This window comes from Micromonospora krabiensis, from assembly GCF_900091425.1.
Taxonomy (GTDB): domain Bacteria; phylum Actinomycetota; class Actinomycetes; order Mycobacteriales; family Micromonosporaceae; genus Micromonospora; species Micromonospora krabiensis.
Map to the genome: position 1 here is coordinate 6,065,815 of NZ_LT598496.1, position 16,365 is coordinate 6,082,179.

The 16,365-nt window shown below is 74.7% G+C and carries 12 protein-coding genes and 1 pseudogene; 9 read left to right on the forward strand and 4 right to left on the reverse strand.

Annotated elements, in window-relative coordinates; all coding sequences use genetic code 11:
* Positions 1–32: 32 nt before the first annotated feature.
* On the reverse strand, positions 33–434 hold the full coding sequence (locus GA0070620_RS27900; protein WP_091595755.1) for a rhodanese-like domain-containing protein: 402 nt from the start codon (positions 432–434) through the stop codon (positions 33–35).
* A 226-nt stretch (positions 435–660) separates the two neighbouring features.
* On the opposite strand from GA0070620_RS27900, the pseudogene GA0070620_RS27905 reads away from it, so the two are divergent.
* The 4 genes and pseudogenes from GA0070620_RS27905 to GA0070620_RS27920 all read left to right on the forward strand — a co-directional run.
* Positions 661–1,370, forward strand: a pseudogene (locus GA0070620_RS27905) (uridine kinase family protein); the annotation flags it as partial.
* Positions 1,360–2,706: a dipeptidase gene (locus tag GA0070620_RS27910; protein WP_197677665.1), complete on the forward strand. Its 1,347-nt coding sequence runs from the start codon at positions 1,360–1,362 to the stop codon at positions 2,704–2,706. The pseudogene GA0070620_RS27905 and the gene GA0070620_RS27910, both read left to right, overlap by 11 nt.
* A 77-nt stretch (positions 2,707–2,783) precedes the next feature.
* On the forward strand, positions 2,784–2,990 hold the full coding sequence (locus GA0070620_RS27915; RefSeq protein WP_091595757.1) for a hypothetical protein: 207 nt from the start codon (positions 2,784–2,786) through the stop codon (positions 2,988–2,990).
* A 128-nt stretch (positions 2,991–3,118) separates the two neighbouring features.
* A complete protein-coding gene (locus tag GA0070620_RS27920; protein WP_172836516.1) occupies positions 3,119–4,711 on the forward strand; it encodes an ATP-dependent DNA ligase in 1,593 nt (530 codons plus the stop codon).
* A 68-nt stretch (positions 4,712–4,779) separates the two neighbouring features.
* Here the strand turns inward: GA0070620_RS27920 and GA0070620_RS27925 are convergent, their stop codons facing one another.
* Entirely contained in the window at positions 4,780–5,601 is an 822-nt protein-coding gene (locus tag GA0070620_RS27925; protein ID WP_172836517.1) for an SURF1 family cytochrome oxidase biogenesis protein, read from the reverse strand.
* A 165-nt stretch (positions 5,602–5,766) separates the two neighbouring features.
* Between GA0070620_RS27925 and GA0070620_RS27930 the strand changes: the two genes are divergently transcribed.
* Entirely contained in the window at positions 5,767–7,170 is a 1,404-nt protein-coding gene (locus GA0070620_RS27930; protein ID WP_091599469.1) for a cobyrinate a,c-diamide synthase, read from the forward strand.
* On the forward strand, positions 7,167–7,736 hold the full coding sequence (locus GA0070620_RS27935) for a GNAT family N-acetyltransferase (protein ID WP_091595763.1): 570 nt from the start codon (positions 7,167–7,169) through the stop codon (positions 7,734–7,736). Before GA0070620_RS27930 ends, GA0070620_RS27935 begins: the two co-directional genes overlap by 4 nt.
* Before the next feature lie 136 nt (positions 7,737–7,872).
* Here the strand turns inward: GA0070620_RS27935 and GA0070620_RS27940 are convergent, their stop codons facing one another.
* Positions 7,873–9,999, reverse strand: coding sequence for a transglycosylase domain-containing protein (locus GA0070620_RS27940; RefSeq protein WP_091595765.1), 2,127 nt, complete (start codon positions 9,997–9,999; stop codon positions 7,873–7,875).
* 132 nt (positions 10,000–10,131) lie between these two features.
* Here GA0070620_RS27940 and cobC point away from each other — a divergent pair, with 132 nt between their 5' ends.
* The 3 genes from cobC (at position 10,132) to cobA (ending at position 13,641) form a co-directional block, all read left to right on the forward strand.
* On the forward strand, positions 10,132–11,235 hold the full coding sequence (gene cobC / locus GA0070620_RS27945; RefSeq protein ID WP_091595767.1) for an Rv2231c family pyridoxal phosphate-dependent protein CobC: 1,104 nt from the start codon (positions 10,132–10,134) through the stop codon (positions 11,233–11,235).
* Positions 11,235–12,320, forward strand: coding sequence for a nicotinate-nucleotide--dimethylbenzimidazole phosphoribosyltransferase (cobT, locus tag GA0070620_RS27950; protein ID WP_091595770.1), 1,086 nt, complete (start codon positions 11,235–11,237; stop codon positions 12,318–12,320). Before cobC ends, cobT begins: the two co-directional genes overlap by 1 nt.
* Positions 12,321–12,399: 79 nt before the next feature.
* On the forward strand, positions 12,400–13,641 hold the full coding sequence (cobA, locus tag GA0070620_RS27955) for a uroporphyrinogen-III C-methyltransferase (protein ID WP_091595772.1): 1,242 nt from the start codon (positions 12,400–12,402) through the stop codon (positions 13,639–13,641).
* A gap of 160 nt (positions 13,642–13,801) precedes the next feature.
* Here cobA and otsB read toward each other — a convergent pair whose 3' ends face one another.
* Positions 13,802–16,363: a trehalose-phosphatase gene (otsB, locus tag GA0070620_RS27960; protein WP_091599472.1), complete on the reverse strand. Its 2,562-nt coding sequence runs from the start codon at positions 16,361–16,363 to the stop codon at positions 13,802–13,804.
* Between the last annotated feature and the right edge of the window lie 2 nt (positions 16,364–16,365).

Below are 16,365 nucleotides of genomic sequence, written 5' to 3' on the forward strand. Positions count from 1 at the left end.
GGCGGGAACAGGGGGTGGTGCGCGGGGCGGCGTCAGGGGCGGACGTCGGCGGGGGCTTCGGACAGGGGGAGGCCGGCGGCCACCCACGCCTGCACGCCACCGATCATGTCGGTCGCCCGTCGCAGCCCCAGCGCCTGCAGGCTCGCCGCGGCCAGACTGGAGCTGTAGCCGTGCCGGCACACCAGCACGATCTCCCGGTCGTACCCGGTGGCCTCGGGGATCCGCCAGGCGCTGGCCGGGTCCAGCCGCCATTCCAGCACCGTCCGGCAGATGACGATCGCCCCGGGCAGGTCGCCCTGCTCGCGGCGCTGTCGGTCGGTACGGGTGTCGATCAGCAACGCGCCGCCGCGTACCGCCTCGGCGGTCTCGTGCGGAGTCAACCGGTTCAGCCCGGAGCGGGCCTGTTCCAGCAGGGCCTCGACACCGGGGCTCATCACGTCACGGAGCACCTCCCGATCATGCCCAGCGCACCCCCGGCCCGCCTCCTGAACCGGTACGCGGACGCCGGTGGGGGACACGAATCCCCCGGACGTGATCGGTCGCGCGGTAGGTCGTACTCCTAACGGGTTCGGCCGGCCCGGGCGGCATACTGGCGAGGTGCTGACGATCGCCGGCCCGGAGGGCGCGGACGGCCCGGCCATGGGGCGAGGGTGGACGGTGATCCCGGTGGCGGTCGTCGAGCCGTACGCCGAACTGGCCGGGCGGGTGCTGGCCGGTCCGGCGCGGTTGGGGCGTACCCGACTGGTGGCGGTCGACGGGGCGAGCGGCGCGGGCAAGAGCCGGTTCGCGACGCACCTCGCGGACGCCGTCGCGCGCTCCACCGGCGTCCGCCCCCCGGTGGTCCGCACCGACGACCTGCTCGACGGTTGGGACGACCAGCTCACCTTCTGGCCCCGGCTGGAGGAGGGGGTTCTCGGGCCGATCCGCGCGGGGCGGTCCGGGGCCTACCGCCGGTACAGCTGGGTGCGCCGGGCGTTCCTGCCCGATCCGCTGCCGGTCCCGGTCGGCCCGGTGCTGATCGTCGAGGGGGTGAGCGCGGCCCGCGCGGCGGTCGCGCCGGAGCTGACGCTCGCCGTCTTCGTCACCGCGCCGGCCCCGCTGCGGCTGGCCCGCGCGGTCGACCGCGACGGGCCGGCGATCCTGCCGGAGCTGCGCCGCTGGCACGCCGGGGAGGCGGCCCACTTCGCCGCCGACGGTACGGCCGAGCGCGCCGACCTCGTGATCGACGGCGCGCCGGGGCTGCCGCACGACCGCACCCGGTACTACGCGCGTCTCCGCTGGCCGCGCCGGGTTTCCGCCGACCGGGCCGACCTCGGCACGTAAGGCCGGCATACGATGCCGGTCATGACCACTCCGATCATGTCCGAGTCCGAGGTCCGGGCCGCCGTCGAGCGGGAACTGCCGGGGGTACGCGCCGACCTGGAACGCCTCGTCCGCATCCCCGGCATCGCCTTCGAGGGCTTCGACCACTCGCACGTCGAGCGTTCGGCCGAGGCGGTGGCCGAGCTGCTGCGCGGCTGCGGCCTCGACGTCACGATCGCGCGGTCCGGCGGGCAGCCGGCGGTCATCGGCAAGAAGGCGGCGCCGCCCGGTGCGCCGACGGTGCTGCTCTACGCCCACCACGACGTGCAGCCGGTCGGCGACCTGTCGCTGTGGAAGTCCGACCCGTTCGAGCCGGTGGAGCGCGACGGGCGCCTCTACGGTCGGGGCGCCGCCGACGACAAGGCCGGCATCATGGCGCACATCGCGGCGCTGCGCGCGTACGGTGACCGCCTCCCCGTCGGCGTGGTCCTGTTCATCGAGGGTGAGGAGGAGTACGGCTCCGACTCGCTGGAGCAGCTGCTCGCCGACCACCGCGACGAGATCGCCTCGGACGTCATCGTGATCGCCGACTCCGGGAACTGGGACATCGGCGTACCGGCGCTGACCACCTCGCTGCGCGGCATCGTCAACTGCTTCGTCGAGGTCCGGACCCTGGACCACGCCGTGCACAGCGGGATGTTCGGCGGCGCCGTGCCGGACGCGCTGACCACCCTCGTCCGGCTGCTCGCCACCCTGCACACCGACGCCGGTGACGTGGCCGTCGAGGGTCTGGTCGGCCGGGAGGGCGCCACGGTCGACTACCCGGAGGAGCGGGTGCGCGCGGAGGCGGGGCTCGCCGAGGGCGTCTCGTTCATCGGCACCGGCCGGATCACCGACCGCCTCTGGACCAAGCCCGCCCTGTCCGTGCTCGGCATCGACGCCCCGGCCACCGGCGAGGCGCCGAACGCGCTGGTGCCGGCCGCGAAGGCCAAGATCAGCGTACGGCTCGCGCCGGGCGACGACCCCAAGCGGGCGTACGCGGCGCTGCGCGCGCACCTGGAGAAGCACGCCCCGTGGGGCGCCCAGGTCACGGTGACGTTCGAACACGACGGTGACCCGTGCGTCATCGACGCGACCGGCCCGATGTTCGACGCCGCCCGCTCGGCCTTCCGTACCGCCTGGGACGGCACCGACCCCGTCGACATCGGGGTGGGCGGCTCGATCCCGTTCATCGCCACGTTCCAGGAGATGTTCCCGCAGGCGGCGATCCTCGTGACCGGCGTGGAGGACCCGCACGCGCGGGCGCACGGGCCGAACGAGAGCCTGCACCTGGGCGAGTTCGCCAAGGTGTGCCTGGCCGAGGCGTTGCTGCTGGCCAAGGTGGCCGAGGCGGCGCGCGGCTAGGTGTCGAAACCATAACGCCCCGGTCGATTTTGGACTTTGCGGCGTGTCGTCCGGGCTGCTGGTATAGCCTTTCGAACATGAGTACGAACGAGGTGATGGCCCGGTTGCAGGCCGCCGTCAGCGCTCTGGGGGACGTCGACGTCTCCGCGTGGCCCGAGGACACGCTCAAGGAACAGCTCGGTGAGCTCTCCGCCGCACTGGTCTCACTCGACTCGATGCTCACCCGGGTCGCCGACGAGGTCCGCTCGCGTGGGCTGCGGATCGAGGAGCCGGTGTCGGCCTGACCGCCCGGGCCGGCCTGTTCCACCGGGTGATCGACGGTGCCGGCGGCGCTCCGGCGGTCCGGCAGCGCCCGACGGCGCCGGTGGCTGGGCGCGGCAATGGCCTGGTCGTGTCGGGGGTGGCTGGCAGGATGAGAATCGTGCGGTTCCTCGATCTGGCAGCCACCTCCGCCGCCGTGGCCGCCACCAGCGGCCGGCGGGCCAAGGTGGAGCTGCTGGCCGGTGCGCTGCGTGCGCTCGACCCGGCCGAAGTGCCGGCCGGCGCCGGTTGGCTCGCGGGTGAGCTGCGCCAACGGCAGACCGGGGTGGGCTACGCCAGTCTCCGCGACCTGCCGCCGCCGGCCACCGAGCCGACGCTGACCGTCGCCGCGGTCGACGCGGCGATCGACGAGATCGCCGGGGTGCGCGGCGCCGGTTCGCAGGCCCGTCGGCGGGCCCTGCTGAACGGGCTCTACGCCGCCGCCACCGCTGATGAGCAGCGGCTGTTGACCGGCCTGTTCAGCGGTGAGCTGCGACAGGGCGCCCAGTTCGGGCTGCTGGCCGACGCGATCGCCCGGGCCGCCGACGTGCCGGTGACCGCGGTGCGGCGGGCGCTGCTGCTCGCCGGTGACCTGCGGGAGGTCGCGGTGGCCGCGCTCGACGGTGGCGCCGCGGCGCTGGCCGGGTTCGGTCTGCGGGTGGGGCGTCCGCTCGCGCCGATGCTCGCCCAGAGCGCGCCCTCGGTGGACGAGGCGCTCGCCGCGACGGGCACCCCGGCGGTCGTCGACGTCAAGCTCGACGGCATCCGCATCCAGGTGCACCGGTCCGGATCGGACATCGCGGTCTTCACTCGCAGCCTCGACGACATCACCGCCCGGGTGCCGGAGGTGGTCGCCGCGGTGCGCGCCCTGCCCGGCCGGGAGCTGGTCCTCGACGGTGAGGCGATCGGGTTGGACGCCACGGGCCGCCCCCTGCCGTTCCAGCAGACGTCGAGCCGGGCGGCGCGCCGGGTCACGCCGAGCAGCACGGGCCGCAGCCCGGTGGCGCCGGCGGTGCTGGCCGCGGCGGAGACCACCGGCCAGGCGGTGCTGACGCCCTACTTCTTCGACCTGCTGCACCTCGACGGCGAGGATCTGATCGACCTGCCGGGCCGCGAGCGGTGGGCCGCGCTGGCGGGCGCGGTCGACGAGTCGCTGCTGGTCGGCCGGCTGGAGGTCGACGGGCCCGAGCAGGCCGCCGCCGCGTTCGCCGCGGCCCTCGCCGCCGGTCAGGAGGGGGTCGTGGTCAAGGCGCCCGACGCGCCCTACGACGCGGGCCGGCGAGGTGCCGCCTGGGTCAAGGTCAAGCCCCGGCACACACTCGACCTGGTGGTGCTGGCGGTCGAGTGGGGCAGCGGCCGGCGCAAGGGTTGGCTCTCCAACCTGCATCTCGGTGCCCGCGACCCTGCCACCGGCGGCTTCGTCATGCTCGGCAAGACGTTCAAGGGTCTCACCGACGAGCTGCTGCGCTGGCAGACCGAACGGTTCCTCGACCTGGCCGTGGAGCGCGGTGACTGGGTGGTCCGGGTGCGCCCGGAGCAGGTCGTCGAGATCGCCTTCGACGGGGTGCAGACGAGTTCCCGCTACCCGGGCGGCGTGGCGCTGCGGTTCGCCCGCGTGGTGCGCTACCGCGACGACAAGTCGGCCGCCGAGGCGGACACCATCGACGCGGTGCGGGCCATCCAGGCGGGCCCGTCCGGCGGCTGACCCTGGCCGGCGCCGTCACCCCGCACGTCGAGCGGCATCCGGAGCCGCGCCGGCAGCGGGCGTACGGGTCAGGCCCCGCCGGTCGGTGCCGGCTCGGCGGCGCGGTCGGCGGGTCGGGACTCGATCCCCGCCGCGCGGCGGGCCTCCCGGCGGGCCGCCCAGCCATAGCCGACGAGCGTCATCCCGGCGAAGAGCCACCACTGCACCACGTAGCCGAAGTTCTGCCAGTTGTTGGTGTGGCCCACCGGCACCGCGACGAACGTCGGGTCGGCGGCCGGGGTCTGCTCGTCCAGCAGCAGGTAGGCGCCGAAGACCGGGTAGGGCAGCTCACGGGCCAGCCGTGGCACGGCGATCCGTCGGGTCTCCAGGCGGCCGTCGCGTCGGTCGACCGCGCCCGAGCCGCTCTCGGTCTCGTGCACCCGGCCCACCACGGTCACGTCACCGGTGGGCGCGGCGGGAACCTGCGGCTGGGCGGTCGCCCCACCGGGCGCCGGCGGGATCCAGCCACGGTCGACCAGGACGGCGGTGCCGTCGCCGAGCACCAGCGGGGTGAGGATCTCGAAACCGACCTTGCTGTCCACGGTCCGGCCGCGAACCAGGACGGTGTTCGTCGGGTCGTACCGCCCGGTGACGGTGACCCGGGTCCAGACCTTCTCCTCGGCCGGCGCCGGCCCGGTGGTGCCGGCCCCACCGGCCGGGGCGGTCAGGGCGTCGTGCAGGGGGGCCGGCGCCATCCGCTGGCCCGCGTCGATGCGCTCGTTGATCTCGGTGCGGCCCCGGTAGCGGTCCAGCTGCCAGTTGCCGAGCAGCACCATCACCGCGGCGGCGACCAGGGTCAGCGCGAGAATGCCCAGCCAGCGCGGGCTCAGCAGGAACCGGTACACAGCCAAGAGGCTACTCGTATGACGGGAGCCACTGTCCGCGACGGCCCGGTAGCGGACCCGCGACAGGCCCCTGCGGCAGTGCTCGTCCGTCCGTCCGGACCGGTATGGTCACCGGGCGGACCGCTGCTGTGGTCCTCCGCCGCGTCCCCCGTCGCCCACGAGGAGTCGATGATGACCGTCGTGCCGCGCCTGGTGTTCAGCGCGCCGTCCTCCGGGCACGGCAAGAACGCGCTGGCGATCGGGCTGCTCGCCGCGCTCCGGGACCGCGACCTGCGGGTCGCCGGGTTCAAGCTCGGGCCCGACCAGGTCGACGCCGCCTACCTCGGGCTGGCCGCCGGCCGCCCGGGTCGCTCGCTGGACCCTCGGCTGGTCGGCGCCGACCGGCTCGCGCCCCTGCTCGCGCACGGTGCCGAAGGCGCCGAACTCGCCCTGGTCCAGGGCAGCATGGGCCTCTACGACAGCGTCACCGGCCACCCGGAGCGGGACTCGACCGCCGCGGTGGCGACCGCGCTGCGCAGCCCGGTGGTGCTGGTCGTCGACGTGGCGGCGATGGGTCAGTCGGCGGCCGCCCTGGTGCACGGCTTCCGGTCGTTCGACGAGCAGCTCTGGCTCGGCGGGGTGATCCTCACCCGGGTCGCCTCGTCCCGACACGAGGCGATGCTCCGCGAGGCGCTCGACGACATCAACGTGCCCGTCTACGGTGCGCTGCGCCGCCAGGACCTGCCGCCGGTGCTGCCGAGCCGCCGGTTGGGCGTGCTGCCGGCGATCGGCGGGTCCGCGGAGGGCGACCGGGCCGTCCGCCGGCTGGGTGAGGCCGTCGCCGCGACGGTCGACCTGGACCGGCTGCTCGGGTTGGCCCGCTCCGCGCCGCCGCTGCCGGCCACCGCCTGGTCGCCGCGGGACGTGCTGGGTGCTCCGGTGACCGCGGCGACGCCTCCGGTGGTGGCGCTGGCCGGCGCGCCCGGCGGCAGCTTCAGCCCGCCCGAGACCGCCGAGCTGCTTCGGGCGGCCGGCGCCGAGGTGGTCATCGTCGACCCTCTGCGGGACGAGGCGCTGCCCGCGGGCACCCGCGCGCTGGTCGTGGGCGGTGGGCTTCCCGAGTCGTACGCCGAGCAGCTGTCCGCCAACCGCAAGCTCTGCATCGCGGTGGCCGAGCTGGCCCGCACCGGGCGGCCGGTGATCGCCGAGGGTGCCGGCCTGCTCTGGCTCGCCCGGGAGCTGGACGGGCTGCCGATGTGCGGCGTACTGGACGCGGTCGGCGCCACCCGTGACGGGCTGGTCGTGGGTTACCGGGAGGCGACGGCCGCCACGGAGAGCGTGGTGGCCGCCCAGGGCGCGGTGCTGGTGGGGCACAAGGAGCACCGGGCGGTGCTCACGCCGCGTGCCGGCCAGCGGGCGGCGTGGACGTGGTCGGGCGGGGCACCGGAGGGCTTCGTCTGGCGCAACGTGCACGCGTCCCAGCTCACCCTGCACTGGGCCGGCTACCCCGAGATCGCGACGCGGCTGGTGACGGCGGCGCTGGGCGACCCGGCCCCGGAGGCGGTGCACGCCGACCCGGACGGGGTGCCGGCGTGACCGGTCAGATCGCCGTACGCCGGTTCCCTACCCTGACGGTCTCGACGCCGCGCACCGAGGTGCGGCAGCTCGTGGCTACGGACGCGGCGGCGGCCGGGGAGATCTTCGCCGACAAGCTGACCCGGCGGTGGCTGCCGCTGGCCGACGACTCCGGCCCGATCGACGGGCACGCCTGGTGCACCGACCTGGCCCGGCAGCGCCGCGACAGTGGCGACGGCGACCACTACGGGGTGGTCCGCCGGGAGGACGCCCAACTGGTGGGCTGCCTCTGGACGCGGCGCACCGACTGGGGCGCGCGGCTCACCGAGGTGTCGTACGCGATGGCGCCGCACGCCCGGGGCTTCGGCCTGGCGGCGGAGGCGGTGGACGCGGTGGCCATCGCGCTGATCCTGGAGCACGGGTTCCAGCGGGTCGAGCTGCGGGTCGCGCCCGGCAACACCGCGTCCCGTCGGGTGGCGGAGAAGGCCGGTTTCAGCTACGAGGGCCTGCTCCGCAACGCCGGCTACGTCCGGGGCGCGCGCGTCGACCTGGAGCTCTGGTCCTTCGTGGCCGCCGACCTCCGCTGACCCTCCACCCCGGGCCGGCCTCCCCGCCATCCACCGTGCAGTTGATCAAGAGGTTCGCGTCAGGAATCGCGCGGATTCCGACGCGAACCTCTTGATCAACAGGGTCGGGCAGCGCGGGCGGGCCGGGCGGGGCCCGTCAGCCGACCATCGCGTCCGACGGTGGGTTGAACTGGCGGGTGGGTTTGCCCTTGAGGGCGTCGCGCAGGGTCTCGGCGACCGCGGCGATCGGGATCTGGGACTGTCCGTCACCGACCGCGTTGAACGGGTTGTCCGGGTCGGAGATGAAGCTCGCCGCGGCCAGCTCCGGCGTGTAGCCGACGAACCAGGCGGACCGGGTGCTGTCCGTGGTACCGGTCTTGCCGGCCACCGGGCGTCCGACGGTGCCCCGGACGCTGTCCGCCGTCGACCAGCCGCCGCAGCCCCCGCGGGCCGGGGTGTCGCCGGTCGGGCAGCGGGCCGCGTCGGTGGCGGCGCGCGCGGCGTCCGCGTTGACCACCTGCCGGCAGCGCGGTTTGGCGACCTCGCGGGTGATGCCGGACGCGGTGGCGTACGTCGTCGGGGTGCCGTCCCGGTTCATGATCGCCTGCACGGGCATCGCCTCGCAGTAGCGGCCGTCGGCGGCGATGGCCGCGTACGCGTTCGCCATCTCCAGCGGCGTCGCGTCGGAGACGCCCAGGGTGAACGCGCCCCACTTCTTGGCCTTCCCGGGGGAGGCCTGTTCCCGGTCGACGTCGGTGCGCCAGCGCAGCCCCAGCTGCTCGGCCAGCCGGACCGCCGTGTCCGCGCCGACCTGTTCCTCCAGCCAGACGAAGTACGTGTTGACGGACTTGCCGAAGCCGGACCACATGGTCTGCTGTCCGCTCATCGCGCCGCTGGCGTTGGAGGGTGCCCAGCCGTCGTAGACGTTCGACTTGTACCGGTGCGGGGCGTTGAACGAGGTCGACAGCGGCATCCCGGCGTTGAGCGCGGCGAGCATCGGGAACATCTTGAACGTCGATCCGGCCTGGTAGCCCGGCAGGTCACCGCCGCCGAGCAGGGGCGCCACCGTGTTCGGGTAGTTCGCCTTCACCTTCGGCCCGGCCTCCGGGTTGGAGCTCTGCGGGTTGTCCGCCAGGTTCAGCGAGTACGTCCGGTTGACCGCCATCGCCTTCACCCGCCCGGTGCCGGGCTCGGAGACCACGATGCCGTTGGCGAAGGGGCTGCCGGTGCCCGCGCCGAGGTTCTTCTCCGCCGCCTCCTGCACCTTCGGGTCGATGCTGAGGACGATCCGGTAGCCACCGCGGCGCAGCTTGTCCATCCGCTCCAGCCGGTTCTCCCCGAACGCGGGTTGGGCGCTCCACCAGTTCTTCAGGTAGTCGCAGGCGAAGCCCCAGCTGTTGTACTTCTCGGGGATCGCCGCGCAGTCGTTCGGCGGGTAGGTGAGCTTCAGCCGGATCGGCTCGGACTTGGCCGCGGCGGCGGCGTCGGGCGAGAGGTAGCCCAGCTGGGTCATCCGGTCCAGCACGTAGTTGCGCCGGCCGGTGGCGTCCTTCTGGTCGGAGGTGGCCGGGTCGTACTCGCTGGGGGATTTCACCAGCCCGGCGAGGGTGGCCGCCTCGACGGGGGTGAGGTCCTTCGGGGTCTTGGAGAAGAAGATCTCGCTGGCGGCGTAAATGCCGTACGCGCGGTGACCGAAGTACGCGGAGTTGAGGTAGCGCTCGAGGATGTCCTCCTTGCTCATCTCCTTCTCCAGGTCCAGCGCCATCCGCATCTCCTTGACCTTGCGCAGGCTGGTCTGCTGGGTGGCCTCCTGGACCTCCTTCGGGGTGGTCGCGCTGTCCCGCAGGGCCATCCGGACGTACTGCATGGTCAGCGTGGACGCGCCCTGGGACACCCCGCTGGAGCGGGCGTTGGCGACGAACGCGCGGGCGACACCCTTCGGGTCCACGCCCTTGTGCTGGTAGAAGCGGGAGTCCTCGGCGGCCACGATGGCCTGCTGGATGTTCGGGGACATGTCCGACAGCTTCGTGTACTGCCGGTACTCCTCGTAGAACATCGTCAGGACGGTCTTGCCGTCCGGCGCGTAGAGGTAGGACGTCTCTGCGGGCAGTGCGGTGGTCAGCAGCTTGGTCTTGTGTTCCATGGCGTGCACCGTGGCCTTCGCGCCCAGCCCGGTGAAGGCGACCACGGGATAGGCGACGGCGGCGATCACGATGCCGGCGATCAGTCCGGCGCGGAGGAGAGGAACGGCACGACCAGCGGCAGCAAGGGGTCGGTTGCTCACAGGGTCAAGCTATGACATTTCCGATTCGGAAATGAGAAGAATTCATAAACGGGCGGACGGGCGATCGGTCGTGACGCGTCCCACGCCGTGATCGGCTGTCCCGTACGCCGCCTTCCCGGCAGGATCGCGGACATGCGTGGTCAGCCGAGCGGTGCGTCAGCGCGTCCCGGGCACGATCCGGCGCGCGCGGACGGGCCCGACCTCGCCCACCACGGCGACGCGGAGGTGGGCGAGGGCCTGGTCGACCTCGCGGTCAACGTCCGCCGGGCGCCGATGCCGCAGTGGCTGGCCGCGCCGATCGCCGCCTCCCTGACCGACCTGGCCCGCTATCCGGACCCGGCGCCGGCCCGGGCAGCGGTCGCCGCCCGGCACGGCCGTACCCCGGACGAGGTACTGCTCACCGCCGGCGCCGCCGAGGGGTTCGTGCTGCTCGCCCAGGCGCTGCGCGGGGTGCGCCGCCCGGTCGTGGTGCACCCGCAGTTCACCGAGCCCGAGGCCGCGCTGCGCGCCGCCGGTCACGCCGTCGACCGCGTGCTCCTCGACCCGCACGACGACTTCCACCTCGACCCGGCCCGGGTGCCCGACGACGCCGACCTCGTGGTGGTCGGCAACCCGACCAACCCGACCTCCGTCCTGCACCCGGCCGACACCCTCGCCGCGCTGGCCCGGCCCGGTCGGGTGCTGGTGGTCGACGAGGCGTTCGCCGACACCACCCTCGCGCCCGGCCACCCCGGCGAGCCGCAGTCCCTCGCCGCCCGCCGCGACCTGCCCGGGCTCCTGGTGATCCGCAGCCTCACCAAGACGTGGGGGCTGGCCGGGCTGCGGGTCGGCTACCTGCTGGGCGAGGCGGACCTGCTGGCCCGGCTCGCCGCCGTCCAGCCGCTCTGGGCGGTCTCCACACCCGCCCTCGCGGCCGCCGCAGCCTGCGCCACGCCCGCCGCGGTCGAGGCCGAGCGCGCCATCGCCGCGCAACTCGCCGCCGACCGCGACCACCTGGTGGCCCGCCTCGCCGACCTGCCGGGCGTACGCGTGGTCGGGCCCCCGTCCAGCGCCTTCGTCCTCATCCACCGGCCCGGCGCCGCCGCCCTCCGGGCCGCCCTGCGCGAGCGCGGCTGGGCGGTACGCCGGGGCGACACCTTCCCCGGCCTCGGGACGGACTGGTTGCGGATCGCGGTCCGCGACCGGGCCACCACCGACGCGTTCATCCGGATACTGGGCGAGATTCTGGAGGCATGATGCTGGAGACCACGATCGCGGCGATCCGACCGCTGGACGAGCCCGCGATGGCCGCCGCCCGGGAACTGCACGGCCGGCTGACGAAGCCGGCCGGTTCGCTCGGCGCCCTGGAGGAGCTGTCCGTACGCCTGGCCGGCCTCGCCGGGCACTGCCCGCCGCCGCTGCCCGCGCCCGCCGCCGTGGCGATCTTCGCGGGCGACCACGGTGTGCACGCCCAGGGCGTGTCCCCGTGGCCCCAGGAGGTCACCGCGCAGATGATCGGCAACTTCCTGGCCGGCGGCGCGGTGGTCAACGCGTTCGCGCGGCAGGCGGGCGCCGCGGTCACCGTGGTCGACGTGGGGGTGGCCACCCCGGTCTCCGCCGCGCCCGGTGACGGCACGGCGCCGCTCGACCCGGCGTCCCCCCGGCTGGTGAACGCCACCGTCCGGCCGGGCACCCGGGACCTCACGGTGACCGCCGCGCTGACCCGGGACGAAGCCCGCGCCGCCGTGGAGACCGGCATCCGGGTCGCCGACGACCTCGTCGCGGCCGGCGCCGGGATCCTGCTCACCGGTGACATGGGCATCGGCAACACCACGCCCGCCGCCGCGCTGATCGCCGCCTTCACCGGGGCCGACGCCGCCGCCGCGACGGGGCGCGGCACCGGGGTGGACGACCCGACGTACGCCCGCAAGGTCGACGTGGTGCGCGCGGCGCTGGAGCGGCACCGGCCCGACCCGGCGGACCCGCTGGGCGTGCTGGCCGCGGTCGGCGGCCTGGAGCACGCCGCGTTGGCCGGGCTGATCCTCGGCGCCGCCGCCCGCCGGGTGCCGGTGCTGCTGGACGGGGTGATCGCGGTGTCCGCCGCGCTCGCCGCCGCCGCGTTCGCCCCGGACGCGGTCGGCGCCATGGTCGCCGGGCACCGCTCGGCTGAGCCGGGCGCCACGCTGGCACTGCGCCGGCTCGGCCTCGACCCGCTGATCGACCTCGGGCTGCGCCTCGGCGAGGGCACCGGCGCGCTCCTCGCGCTGCCCGTCGTCAGCGGCGCGGTCCGGGTGCTGCACGAGGTCGCCACCTTCGACTCGGCCGGGGTGGCGGAGAAGTGACCGGCCGGACGGGCGCTCCCTCCCGCGTCGCCGCGCGGGCCGGAGTCCGCGCCGCGGAGCGGGTCGGCGGGGCCGTGGCGTGAGCGTCAACCCGTACCCCCTCGGGCTGCGCCTGGCCGGGCGGCGGGTGGTCGTGGTGGGCGGGGGAGCGGTCGCGACCCGGCGGGTGCCGGCGCTGCTGGACGCCGGTGCGGACGTCCTGCTGGTCGCCCCCGAGCTGACCCCGGCGCTGCGCGCCCACCTCGACGCCGGGCGGCTGCGGTGGACGCCGCGCCGGTTCGAGCCCGACGACCTGGACGGCGCCTGGCTGGTGCAGGTGGCGATCGACGACCCGGCCGCCGCGGCGACGGTCAGCGCCGCCGCGGCCGAGCGGCGCGTCTTCTGTGTACGCGCCGACGACCGCAACGCGGCCACCGCGTGGACGCCGGCGGTGACCCGGCACGGGCCCGTCACCGTCGCCGTGCTCGGCGGCGGCGACCCGCGCCGGGCGATGACGGTCCGGGACGCGATCCGCGAGCTGCTGGAGGCCCGGCCGGCCCCGTCCGGCGACGCTACCGCCGGACGGGGCCCGGCATCCGTGGCCGGGGGTCGGGTGGCCCTGGTCGGCGCCGGGCCGGGCGATCCCGAACTGATCACCCTGAAGGGCTGGCGGCTGCTCACCGAGGCGGACGTGGTGGTCGCCGACCGGCTGGTGCCCGGGCTGCTCCTGGACGAGATGCGCGCCGACGTGGAGCTGGTGGACGCCTCGAAGATCCCCTACGGGCCGGCCCGGACCCAGGAGGAGATCAACCGGATCCTGGTGGACCGGGCCCGGGCGGGGGCGTCCGTGGTGCGGCTCAAGGGCGGCGACCCGTACGTCTTCGGTCGCGGCGGGGAGGAGCTGCTGGCGTGCGCGGAGGCGGGCGTTCCGGTGACCGTGGTGCCCGGCGTGACCAGTTCGGTCGCCGCGCCCGCGGCGGCCGGAATCCCGGTGACGCACCGGGGCGTGGCGCACGAGTTCACCGTGGTCTCCGGGCACGTCGCACCCGACTCGCCCGACTCCCTGGTGCGCTGGGACGCCCTGGCGGCCCTGCGCGGCACGCTGGTGATCCTGATGGGGTTGAAGAACCTGGCCGCGATCGCCGACGCGCTGTTGGCGCACGGCCGGCCGGCGGACACCCCGGCGGCGGTGGTCCAGGAGGGCACGACGACCGGCCAGCGGGTGCTCCGGTCGACGCTCGGCGCGGTGGCCGCCGACGTGGTCTCCGCCGACCTGCGCCCACCCGCCGTCGTGGTCCTGGGCGAGGTGGTCACGACCCTGTCCCCGGCAACCCCCACCTGACCCCGCGATCTTGCACTTACTGCCCTGCCGTAACGGACGAATCCCGCAGCCCAGGGGCCAGAACTGCAAGATCGACGGCGAGAAGAGGCGGGGGCGGGGGGAGCAGAAAAGCGGCGGCCGTGGCCCGGGAGGGCCACGGCCGCCGCCGTCCGTGCTCAGGTCACTGCTTGAGCATGTTGTCCAGCAGCAGGGCGCAGCGGATCAGGCCGAGGTGGCTGTAGGCCTGCGGGTGGTTGCCCAGCCCGCGCTCGGCCAGCGGGTCGTACTGCTCGGGGAGCAGCCCGGTCGGCCCGGCGGTGTCGATCATCTGCGTGAACAGCTCCTCGGCGTCGGTACGCCGGCCGGTCCGCAGGTACGCCTCGATCAACCACGCCGTGCAGATGTGGAAGCCGCCCTCGCGGCCGGGCAGGCCGTCGTCCCAGTGGTAGCGGTAGACGACCGGGCCGCTCCGGAGGTCCGCCTCGATCTTGAGGACGGTGGAGAGGAAGCGCGGGTCGTCACCCGGGAGCAGCCCGGAGAGGCCGATCCAGAGCGACGAGGCGTCCATGTCCTCGTCCCCGTACGCGACGCTGTAGGCCTCGGCGTGCTCGTGCCAGCCGTGCTCCAGCACGTTGTCGGCGATGCGGTCGCGCAGCTCCACCCACTCCGGCCGGTCCGAGCCGCCGTGCTGGCGCATCACGTGCAGCGCCCGGTCGACGGTCATCCAGCACATCACCTTGGAGAAGATGTGGTGCCGCGGAGGGAGGCGGGCCTCCCAGATGCCGTGGTCGGGCTCGTGCCAGCGGCGGCTGACCGCCTCGACCATCGACTCCAGCACCCGCCACTCGGTGTCTCGTACCGAGCCGCGCAGGTCGGCCACGGCGGCGATCAGGTCGGCGACCGGGCCGAACACGTCCAGCTGGAGCTGGTGGTTGGCCAGGTTGCCGACCCGCACGGGCCGGGAGCCGGCGTAGCCGGGCAGGGTGTCGATGACCGCCTCCGCGCCCAGCTCGTAGCCGTCGACGGTGTAGAGCGGGTGCAGCCGTTCGGGGTGCCCACCGGTGCGCTCGACGACGCCGTCGATCCACCGCAGCAGCCCCTCGGCCTCCTCGGTCGAGCCGAGGTCGACCAGTGACCGGGCGGTCAGCGCGGCGTCGCGCAGCCAGCAGTAGCGGTAGTCCCAGTTGCGGACGCCGCCCAGCTCCTCGGGGAGCGAGGTGGTCGCGGCGGCCAGGATGGAGCCGGTGGGCTCGTGGCAGAGCCCCCGCAGCGTCAGCGCGCTGCGGACCACGAGGTCGCGGGCGGTGCTGGGCAGCTTCAGTGAGGCCACCCAGTCCTTCCACGGCTGCTCGGCCGCGGCCTGCCGCTCGTGCACCGGCACCCGGTGGTGCTCCACGCTGTGGGTGCCGAAGCGCAGCTCCAGCACGACCTGCCCGCCGGCGGCCCGCAGGTCGACGACCGCCTTGGCCGACTCGTACGGGCCGTCGGCGGTGATCTCCCACTCGACGCCGGGGGCGTAGAGCGCGATGGGTTCGTTCGAGCCGAGCACCAGCAGACCGTCGCCGACGGGTTGCAGCTGCACGGCGACCTGGCCGAACTCGGGCCGGGGGGCGAACTCGATCCGGGCCCGGCCGGTGCCGGTGAGCACCCGGACCAGGGTCGAGTCGCCGGAGACGACCGCCGGGCCGTCCGGTGTGGTCTCCCGGGCCGGGAGGTCCAGCCAGTCGGTGACGGTCAGGCCGGACCAACGGGTCTCCACGGTCATGGTGCCGCTGCGGTAGCGCTGGCCCAGCGGGATGCCCTCGCGCTCCGGGGCGACGGTGAAGTGGCCGGCCGGGCTGCCGCCGACCAGGTCGGCGAAGATCGCCGCCGAGTCCGGCTTGGGGTGGCACAGCCAGGTGACCTTGGCGTCCGGGGTCAGCAGCGCGACGGTGCGGCCGTTGGCGAGCATGGAGTGCCGCTCGATGGGCACGGCCCGCTCACCGAAGAGCCAGTGCCGCCGGGTCTCCAGCAGCAGGCCGAGCGCGCGGGCCGCCTCGATGGGCTCGGCGACGCGGTAGTCGGCCTTCGTCTCGCCCGGGCCGATCTTGATGCCGACATCGGGGCCGTGCAGGTTGCCGAAGGCGTTCTCGTCGGTCACGTCGTCGCCGATGAAGAGCACGGCGCTGGCGGAGAGCTGGGTGCGCAGCTGGTCGACGGCGGTGCCCTTGTGCGTGGCGACCACCGACAGTTCGATGACCTCCTTGCCCTGGGTGACGGTCACGCCCTCCCAGGTGGCGGGGCCACTGCGAACGGCCTCGATGGCGCCGGCCGCGATCTCCGGGGCGACGCCGCGGGTGTGCACCGCGACGCTCGCCGGCTTGCGCTCCAGGCGGATGCCCGGGTGGAGCGCGGCGATCTCGCGCAGCGCGTCGCGCAGCCGGGTGCGTACCTCGATCAGCTCCGGGGAGAGCCGCTCGACGAAGCCGATGTCGAACTCCGAGCCGTGGCTGCCGACGAGGTGCACCTCGCTGGGCAGCCGGGACAGCGCGGCCAGGTCGCGCAGCGCCCGGCCGGAGACCACGGCCACGGTGGTCTGCGGGAGGGAGGCCAGCGCGCGGATCGCCGCCACCGACTCGGGCAGGGGTACGGCCTTGCTCGGGTCCTCGACGATCGGCGCGAGCGTCCCGTCGTAGTCGCAGGCGATCAGGAGCTGGGGCACCCGGGCGATCCGGCCGATGGCGGCCCGCAGGTCGGGGTCCATGA